Raw genomic sequence first — 6,803 nt, 5'->3', positions numbered from 1 at the left:
ACGTGCACACAGTCGGCAAACCAAGCCCCGCGAAACGACGGACGAAGAAGTCAACGACCCCGCGTCCACGCCGCACAGGTTAAAGATCAAGCTAAAGGGGCTGTCCCGTAATCCCTGGCGGGCGCACGACGACAGCTACGGCACCTCGCAGCGTTGCCGGAACGCCCGAATGCAGCCAGTATGCGAGGTCGCCTGGCTGGACGCGCAGTACGCGGCCGGGGTGTTCATCGCGTCGGGCCGCAAGAATCCGCGGGACGGCGGCGTCATCCTTGCCGTCCGGGACGACCGCGCGCGGATCGAGCGGATCGTGGCGCAGGATCCATTCACGGAGCAGGGCGTGTGCGCGTACCGGATCACCGAGTTCATCGCGACGAAGACCTCGGCCGAACTCGCCCCGAACCGCCGGCAGTTGCCCGGACAGCTGTAGCGAACAGCCGGGCCCGTTCAGGTTCTTCCCAGTCGATCCCGAGGCACCAGCGGCAGCAGCTCCCGCATCGTCTCCTCGGGGGCGGGGACGGAGATCGCCAGCCGGCTGAACGGTGCGCCCCTGCGCAGTTCCACGCACAGCACCGGCCTGCCGGCCCGTACCCACGCGAAGTCCTGTCCCTCCTGAAGGGGGCGGATGCCCGCACACAGCCGGGCGGGAATCCAGGTGCCCCGGCCGCACCCACCGCGGAGCGCCCGCCACCAGTCGGGCTCGACATACAGCCGGCGCAGCGCCGACACCGGAACCCGCACATCGCGGTGGCGTGCCGCCACCTTCTCGCGCCAGGTCAGGCGCACGACGATATCGGTGCCCTGCACCACCACCCGCGCCATGTCCTCTCCCTCGATGTCGCGGTGCTCCCGAGGCAGCCGCCCGGTGCGGATTCCTCCCGCGTGCACCGTTGGCCACCTGCTGCAACTGTCCCGGGTCCCGGCGGAGTCCGCCTCCGGGAATACCTGCGCAGTCCGGGTCTTCGCCGCTGGACAGACGTATCCGTTGGGGTTTCGATGGATATCTGCCGTATGCGTGGAGCGGCCCGACGAAGAGGGGCGGCCGGTTCCTGGTCGCGCTTGCGCACGGGACTCCCGCGGCAGCTCCGGGCGGGTGCGCACCCGCCCGACAAGGAGGTGTTCCCACCATGGAGCGAGGAAGCAGCCGTGTCAGCCCCCATGAGGACGACCAGCGGAAACACGAACTGCTGGACTTCCTCCGGTCCGGCCACACCACCCGCACGAACGAGGCGTACGACCCCGAGCCACCCGCCGACGACGACGTGCGCGTGGACCCGGGCGGCCCCGTCCCGCCACCCGGTGCAGCACGGGAACGGGCGCGCGCCGAGGCCGCGGCCGAGGAACTCAGAGCTGAACTCGCACGTCGCCTGAGCCGCACGGCCTTCCCTGCGGACCGCACGTCCCTCGTGCGGACCCTCTCCGGCGCGTACGCTCCGGACACGCTGGTGGACGCGGTACGAGAACTTCCCGCGGGCGACCGGTATGCGAACGCCGGCGAGATCGCCAGGGCTCTGGGATACCGGCCACGCGTCTAGGAGGGTGCTGAAGACCTTGGCCGGGCTCCCGACGCCGTCCGCATCGGCGCCGGCCCTCACATCCGGCCGCCCTCACGTGTATACCGTCCGACGTGGGACGCCGGGCAGGTCGGTCGGGGCGCCGGAGACCCGCACTACACCCTCGCCCGCGCCACCCGCCCGGCCTCGCCTGAGCGCCCAGGCCGGTCGTTCGCCCGGTCCGTGCCGCTCCCCCGGTGTCGCCGCGGTTGCCGCTGTGGCCGGTGTCGCGGTCAGCGCCGCCACGCAGAGCCCCCATGACATCAGTCGTCTCGTCTTCCCCTTGGCCCTCATGGCGCTGGAAGCCGGCCCACGCGTTGTGCTCCGTCCAGGGTGCACCGGCGCGCAGCGGGCACACGACCGGTGCGGTGGCGTGCGGTGATACAGCTCACGCCACCAACCGGTGCACGGATGAGGGAATTCCGTCGTCTCCATCAGTGCCGGGAGCCGTTCCTCTGGCCGAGAAAGGGAGCAGGTCTTGTCCACCGTCATCGAACAGTCCGTGCAAGCCCGCATGGTCGCGTCCGCACCGCGGATGGAGACCCTTCCTGCCACCCTGATGTACGACCGGAGGGATCCGTTCGCCGTGCGCATGGCGTTCCCCGCGACGGCGACTTTGGAGGGCACCGATGTGTCCTGGGAGTTCTCCCGCGAGTTGCTCGCGGCGGGAGTGGACGCAGCCGCCGGTGTCGGCGACGTACGCATCAGGCCCTTCGGCTACGACCGTACGGTCCTGGAGTTCCATGCCGCCGAGGGAATCGCCATGGTTCATGTCCGCACCGCGGAGCTGCGCCGCTTTCTGGAGCGGGCGCAGGAACTGGTACCGGTCGGCGACGAGCACCGGTTCCTGGATCTCGACCGGAGTCTGACCGATCTGTTCGGCGGGACCTGCTGACCGGGCGTCCGGCAGGGGCGCCCTTCGTGGCGGCATCACGGCCGCGTGGCATCACCGCCGGAGGGGGGTGTTCGGGCGCGTGAGCGTCGGGGAACGATCGGTGCGGGGGTCATCGGTGGAGTAATGCCCAGGCCTTGCAGCCGCCGGAGGAGGTCAGCGGGGGGCAGCCCCCAGTCCCCGCCGTGCGCATCGACATCGCCGAACTGGAGCACCACGCCGGGCAGTCGTTCACCTACGTGGGCGCCGCGGTGCCCCGGCTCGACACCGTGCAGCTCGACTCCTCGCACGGTTCGATATTGCTGGAATCGGATAGGCAACTACGCCGGTGCCGGTGCCTGTTGGAGCGGCTGCGCACGCTCGCGCGGCCGGTCGGTCGGTCGGTCGGTCGGTCGAAAATCGCGCGACCTCATCCGATCCATAGCTCAGGAGCTCTGAGGAGAGACACCATGACCGCCATCCGCTGGGACGACGCATTCTGCAGCGAGGGCGCCAACTGCTTCCGCTTCGGGGTCGACGACCAGGGCCGGGCGTACATCGGCTCCACCACGGACACCGGCGCCTACGTCAGTGACTCCACGGAGGCACTGCGGGCGCTGATCTCCGCGGTGAAGTCCGGCGCGGCCGATCATCTGCTCTGACCGCCCGGCCCGACCACGCCCCGCGCTCCGGGCCCCGCGCCTTCGCACCGCGTCCGCTCCGAGTGCGCCGACCACTCTGAGCGCTCCGCGGGCGGGGGCCGACCCGTCCCGGCCAGCCCAGCCCACCGGCCCCGGAAAATCCAGACAGAGGCTGTCCGGTATCGCGGATAGCTTCGGCCGCATGGATCGGAAATCGGACCGGAACATCGTCATCACCGGGGCACGCGCGAACAATCTGCGCGATGTCTCCCTCACCGTCCCCAAGGGGCGGATCACCGTCTTCACCGGAGTCTCGGGGTCCGGCAAGTCGTCGATCGTCTTCGGCACCATCGCCGTGGAATCGCAGCGGCAGCTGAACGAGACCTTCACCTGGTTCGTCCGCAACCGGCTGCCGAAGTACGAGCGGCCTCAAGTCGACTCCATCGACGACCTCTCGGTGGCGATCGTCGTGGATCAGAAGCCGCTCGGCGGCAACGCCCGCTCGACCGTCGGCACGATGACCGACATCTGGTCGGTGATCCGCGTGCTGTTCTCGCGGTACGGGACGCCGAGTGCGGGCCCGGCAAGCGCGTACTCATTCAACGACCCCGGCGGAATGTGCCCGGAGTGCGACGGTGTGGGGCGCACTGTCCGCCTCGACATCGAGCGGGCGATCGACGTCACGAAGTCGCTCAATGAGGGCGCACTGTTGTTGCCGGGGCTGTCCGTGGGCAGCTGGGAGTGGCAGCTGTACGCCGGTTCGGGGCGCTTCGACAACGACAAGCCGCTCGCGGGCTTCACCGAGGATGAGCTTCAACTCCTGCTCCATGGAAGTGGATTCACCGTACGGCTGGAGCTCAGGTCGGCCTCGGCCGACATGCGGTTCGAGGGGATCGTCGACCGGTTCAGCCGGCTCTTCCTGAAGCGGGACACCGAGGCGCTCTCGGAGCGGCGACGGGAGGCCGCCCGGCGCTTCACGACCGAGTCGGTGTGCGCGTCCTGCGACGGCGCCCGGCTGAACGCTGCCGCGCTCGCGACCCGTGTCGACGGCCTCTCCGTGGCCGACTACGGGCGGATGGAGGTGGCCGATCTGGTGGAGGTCCTGGGCAGGATCGACGATCCGGTGGCCGGTCCGATCGCCTCGGCCGCCCGCGAACGGCTGGAGCGCCTGGTGGGCATCGGCCTCGGCTATCTCAGCCTGGACCGGGAGACCACCACGCTGTCGGGCGGCGAGGGGCAGCGGCTCAAGATGGTCCGGCACCTGGGCAGTTCGCTGACCGGTCTGACGTTCATCTTCGACGAGCCGAGCGTGGGCCTGCATCCGCGCGATGTCAGCAGGCTGAACGATCTCCTGGTGCGGCTGCGCGACCGGGGCAACACCGTCATCGTCGTCGAGCACGACCCGGATGTGATGGCGATCGCGGACCACGTCGTCGACATGGGCCCGGGGGCGGGCGCGGACGGCGGCCACGTCGTGTTCGAGGGCCCGGTGGACCGGTTGCGCGGGGCGGACACCCTCACCGGTCGGTGTCTGCGCCGCCGTACGCCGCTCAAGGAGTCCGTTCGCTCACCCACTGGGCGACTGCCGGTGACCGGCGCCGCACTGCACAACCTCAAGGGCGTCGACGTGGCGTTTCCCGAGGGCGTGCTGACGGTGGTGACCGGGGTGGCGGGATCCGGCAAGTCGACACTGGTCTCCCGGGTGTTCACGGCGGCGTATCCGGACGCGGTGGTCATCGACCAGGGAGCGATCACCGCGTCGTCCCGCTCCACCCCGGCCTCGTACCTCGGGGCACTGGACACCATCCGCAAGATCTTCGCCCGGGAGAACGGCGTCGAGCCCGGCCTGTTCAGCTTCAACTCCTCGGGAGCGTGCGGGCACTGCCAGGGGCGCGGCATCATTTTCACGGATCTCGCGTTCATGGACCCGGTGACAACCACGTGCCAGGGGTGCGAGGGACGGCGGTTCCACGACGACGTGCTGAAGCATCGGGTCGGCGGGGTGTCCATCGTCGACGTACTGGAGATGACCGCCGCCCGGGCTGCCGGAATCTTCGACGACCAGGCACTGCTGCGCAAGCTGCACACACTCGACGAGGTCGGTCTTACGTATCTGACGCTCGGCCGGCCGCTCAGCACGCTTTCCGGTGGCGAGCGCCAGCGCATCAAGCTCGCCACGCAGTTGCACCGGACGGGCAGTGTGTACGTGCTGGACGAGCCGACGACCGGACTGCACATGGCGGACACCGGCACGCTCGTCGATCTGCTCGACCGGCTGGTCGACGGGGGCAACAGCGTGATCTGCGTGGAGCACAACCTCGATGTGCTCAAGCGCGCGGACTGGGTGATCGACCTCGGCCCCGAGGGCGGCAGAAACGGCGGCGAAGTGGTCTTCGAGGGAACCCCTGCGGCCCTGCTCGGTCATCACACGTCGCTCACGGCCGAGTATCTGCGCCGGGATCTCGGGCTGGAGCGGCGTCCCGGCGGCGGGGCGTGAGAGCGCCTTCAGCGCCATATCGGTGGATCCGAGGGAGTTGCGAACACCCCGGCAGTCGAGCGGACTCCCACCCCCACACCCCCTCGACCTGCGTACATAACGTTACGTAATCGGGCATCACGAGGGCGGGCTTGGCGGTGGCCTTACCCCCGCTTTAACCTACGGTCTCGTAACCTACGTACCCGTAGGTACTTCTCCCGTCCCCAGGAGTCCCCCGTGACGATCACCGCTCCCCACCTCGGCAGCCCGAAGGCGTGGACCGACGCCCAGCTGCTGTACGCCCTGGAAGAGGTGGTGGAGAAGGAGCTCAACCGCCATCTCAAGGTCGCCAAGGACTGGATGCCCCACGAGTACGTGCCGTTCTCCGACGGGCGGAACTTCCCGGGCATCTTCGAGGACGGTGAGGCCTGGCAGGCCGACCAGTCCAAGGTCACCGACATCGGCAAGGTCGCGCTGGTCGTGAATCTGCTGACGGAGGACAATCTCCCCAGCTACCACCACGAGATCGCCTCCCTCTTCGGCCGTGACGGCGCCTGGGGCACCTGGGTGCACCGCTGGACCGCGGAGGAGGGCCGGCACGGCATCGTGATGCGCGACTACCTGCTCACCTCGCGCGCCGTCGACCCGGACAAGCTGGAGCAGTTCCGGATGGCGCACATGGCGGAGGGCTTCGAGTCGGACAACCGTCACTCGATGCTGCACTCCGTGGCGTACGTCGCCTTCCAGGAGCTGGCCACCCGCGTCTCGCACCGGAACACGGGCCACCAGTCGGGCGACCCGGTCTGCGACCGCATGCTGGCGCGCATCGCGACCGACGAGAACCTGCACATGGTCTTCTACCGCAACCTCCTCGGTGCGGCCTTCGAGCTCGCCCCGGACCTGACGATGCAGGCCGTGCGCGATGTCGTCGTCAACTTCCGGATGCCCGGTCACGGCATGCCGGGCTTCGAGCGAGCCGCCGCGCAGATGGCGATCGGCGAGATCTACAACATGCGCATCCACCACGACGACGTGATCCAGCCCGTGCTGCGCTATCTCAAGGTCCTCGACATCGACGGCCTGGGCCCCGACGGTCTGAAGGCCCAGGAAGAACTGGGCCTGTACATGGGCGGTCTGGACGACGAGGCGTCGAAGTTCGACGAGAAGCTCGCGGCCCGCAAGGCGCGGATGGCCGCGCGCGCCCGGGCCTGACGTCCACACGGTCGTCGCCGGCCGCCGGACGGGCGCCCACCGCTCCGCAAGCC

General features: G+C 69.3%; 6 protein-coding genes and 1 pseudogene. 6 read left to right on the top strand and 1 reads right to left on the bottom strand.

Going from position 1 to position 6,803, the window contains the following annotated elements:
- Positions 1–187: 187 nt before the first annotated feature.
- Positions 188–427, top strand: a pseudogene (locus ACFU8Q_RS37625) (YciI family protein); the annotation flags it as partial.
- Positions 428–444: 17 nt separating this feature from the next.
- Here ACFU8Q_RS37625 and ACFU8Q_RS37620 read toward each other — a convergent pair.
- Positions 445–885 carry a hypothetical protein gene (locus ACFU8Q_RS37620; protein ID WP_384463486.1) on the bottom strand — a complete coding sequence of 147 codons (441 nt, stop codon included), beginning with the start codon at positions 883–885 and terminating at the stop codon, positions 445–447.
- A 239-nt stretch (positions 886–1,124) separates the two neighbouring features.
- On the opposite strand from ACFU8Q_RS37620, the gene ACFU8Q_RS37615 reads away from it, so the two are divergent.
- The 5 genes from ACFU8Q_RS37615 to ACFU8Q_RS37595 all read left to right on the top strand — a co-directional run bounded on the left by ACFU8Q_RS37615 (position 1,125) and on the right by ACFU8Q_RS37595 (position 6,750).
- Positions 1,125–1,532, top strand: a complete 408-nt coding sequence (locus ACFU8Q_RS37615; protein WP_384463483.1) for a DUF2795 domain-containing protein — start codon at positions 1,125–1,127, stop codon at positions 1,530–1,532.
- A gap of 496 nt (positions 1,533–2,028) precedes the next feature.
- A complete protein-coding gene (locus ACFU8Q_RS37610; RefSeq protein ID WP_384463480.1) occupies positions 2,029–2,445 on the top strand; it encodes an SsgA family sporulation/cell division regulator in 417 nt (138 codons plus the stop codon).
- A gap of 446 nt (positions 2,446–2,891) precedes the next feature.
- On the top strand, positions 2,892–3,083 hold the full coding sequence (locus ACFU8Q_RS37605; RefSeq protein ID WP_384463477.1) for a hypothetical protein: 192 nt from the start codon (positions 2,892–2,894) through the stop codon (positions 3,081–3,083).
- Positions 3,084–3,264: 181 nt separating this feature from the next.
- Positions 3,265–5,559: an ATP-binding cassette domain-containing protein gene (locus ACFU8Q_RS37600; RefSeq protein ID WP_384463474.1), complete on the top strand. Its 2,295-nt coding sequence runs from the start codon at positions 3,265–3,267 to the stop codon at positions 5,557–5,559.
- A 216-nt stretch (positions 5,560–5,775) separates the two neighbouring features.
- Complete coding sequence (locus ACFU8Q_RS37595) at positions 5,776–6,750, top strand: acyl-ACP desaturase (RefSeq protein ID WP_384463472.1); 975 nt, start codon at positions 5,776–5,778, stop codon at positions 6,748–6,750.
- Positions 6,751–6,803 lie beyond the last annotated feature (53 nt).

This window comes from Streptomyces sp. NPDC057543 (assembly GCF_042801895.1).
Classification (GTDB): Bacteria; Actinomycetota; Actinomycetes; order Streptomycetales; family Streptomycetaceae; genus Streptomyces.
This window is presented reverse-complemented; position numbering and strand designations above follow the sequence as displayed.

What these genes read in the sequence shown, in the direction of transcription:
- ACFU8Q_RS37615 (WP_384463483.1), top strand. Translation starts at nt 1,125, where the DNA reads ATGGAGCGAGGAAGCAGCCGTGTCAGCCCCCATGAGGACGACCAGCGG.
- ACFU8Q_RS37605 (WP_384463477.1), top strand. Translation starts at nt 2,892, where the DNA reads ATGACCGCCATCCGCTGGGACGACGCATTCTGCAGCGAGGGCGCCAAC.
- ACFU8Q_RS37600 (WP_384463474.1), top strand. Translation starts at nt 3,265, where the DNA reads ATGGATCGGAAATCGGACCGGAACATCGTCATCACCGGGGCACGCGCG.